The following is a 1,689-nucleotide window of genomic DNA, read 5'->3' as shown; positions in this document are numbered from 1 at the left end:
GTTTGTGTCAAGTAATCGTTGGCAACTTACCCACTTCATTTTTTCCTTATGATATTTTTTCTGTTTTTGGGTATGCCAAATAGACCCTATGGGTTTTCCTTTGTTTAACAACAGAACGCTCTCTTAAACGCCTTTCTGGATGCTGTCTGTATCGCTTCAAGCAGCGGCATATGCACATTTACCACATCCACATACGGATTTCCTTTCCCGTCCTTCTTTGGAGCTTTTGCGGCACTTAATGTTTCCACGATCTCCTGCATCTGCATTGTGAACACTAAGCCATCCGTATATCGCTCTATCGTCTCAATCAATTCCTTGTTTTCTTTTTGGTAAAGGATCTTGGCAAGGTTATTGGCTCCGTTTACCGACCAGCGCATCCTTCGGTTCTTCATCCTCAGCGTGATCACCGTACAATTCTGATTTTCCTGCACACCCATCCTTTTATAAAGAATCCCTTCCGGCGGGGCTGCTATCTTTATCCCCCTTTTATCGTAGGGCAGCAGACCTTCCCTGTTATGTTCCAGATATTGATATAATTCCCAGGCCTTTTGGCTGCTTTTATCCTTTTCATCCGGGCTTTCTACGCTGGTCGCATATATCTGTATATATTCCAACATTTCCTCCGGCTTGCCTGTATCAAACAGTTCCCGGATTTCTCTCTGCGCTTTCTTATCACGGATCTTCCCTGTGATCTCCTGATATACATGATATCTGTCTAACTGGAAGATTGCTTCCGGGTCATATGGCTCGTAGATCCAGCTGCCTCCATCTCCGTTTAAGATGCGCTGGCCGATCTCATCCGCATCATATTTCTTGCAAATACAGGCCTCCCGCTTTTCATGGAATTTCTTACTTTTCTCCATCCCCGCAAGCATGGTTTTTCCCACCAGGCTACTGCGGCCCTGCTTTTCTTTCTCCGCATCCCAGCCTTCATACATGGTAAAGACCTTCATTTCCTGTTTTTTCATCTTTTTATGCTGTTCATCCTGCATGGACAGCCATACGCCATCCATTTCTTCAAACAGTACCGGAATCTCCTTTTTTCCCTCTGACTGGTCCGCATGCATCTGTTTTACAGCATGTTCTTCCTCTTCGCTGATCCTTTCACCCAACCGCTGTATCACGTTCCACACACCGCCGGCACTGATGCTCTGGCCGCAGGTGCTGCTTATTGTCTCTGCTGTAACGCGGTACGGCGCTTCTGTTACCGTCATGGCCAGCTTCTCTGCCAGGTTTGTGGAGATCAGGCCTATCTTTTCCATCTGCATGGCTTCATCCAGCAGATACACACAGGCTTTCTTTCCATCCTCAAGTTTTGTCTGATAGACGTGCCTGCCATAGCTGACTTCACCGTAGACTGTTTTTATCGTGGTGGTGCGGATCCCTTTATCCCGGTAATTCTTTTTATCCCTTCCCTCTGCCAGTTCCTTATCATAAGCCTCCAGCATGGCAGTTGTGATCTCTCTGCCCAGCTCACATACATAAGAAAATATTTTTTGCTCCAACTCCTTGAAAGATATCGGTTTTTCCTCTACAATAGTTTTCATCATACAGTTTCCTTTACATGTTTTTCTTAGCAGTTAACATCATAAAGAAAAACTGTGTGATTGGGAAGCAGGGATTTTCTCTGTTTCCCTTTTTTGTCTTAGGAATAGTTCCTATATTTGCCAATGATAATTATACACTAAC

The 1,689-nt window shown here is 44.8% G+C and carries 1 protein-coding gene; it reads right to left on the bottom strand.

The annotated features are described in order from the left end of the window. Positions 1 to 104: 104 nt before the first annotated feature. Positions 105 to 1,550 carry an ISLre2 family transposase gene (locus tag WIH05_RS00150; RefSeq protein ID WP_022272339.1) on the bottom strand — a complete coding sequence of 482 codons (1,446 nt, stop codon included), beginning with the start codon at positions 1,548 to 1,550 and terminating at the stop codon, positions 105 to 107. Positions 1,551 to 1,689: the final 139 nt, after the last annotated feature.

It is taken from the genome of Alitiscatomonas sp. (assembly GCF_037242085.1).
Classification (GTDB): Bacteria; Bacillota; Clostridia; order Lachnospirales; family Lachnospiraceae; genus Alitiscatomonas; species Alitiscatomonas aceti.
Note: the sequence above shows the minus strand (reverse complement) of the source record. Positions and strands in the feature narration are given on the sequence as shown.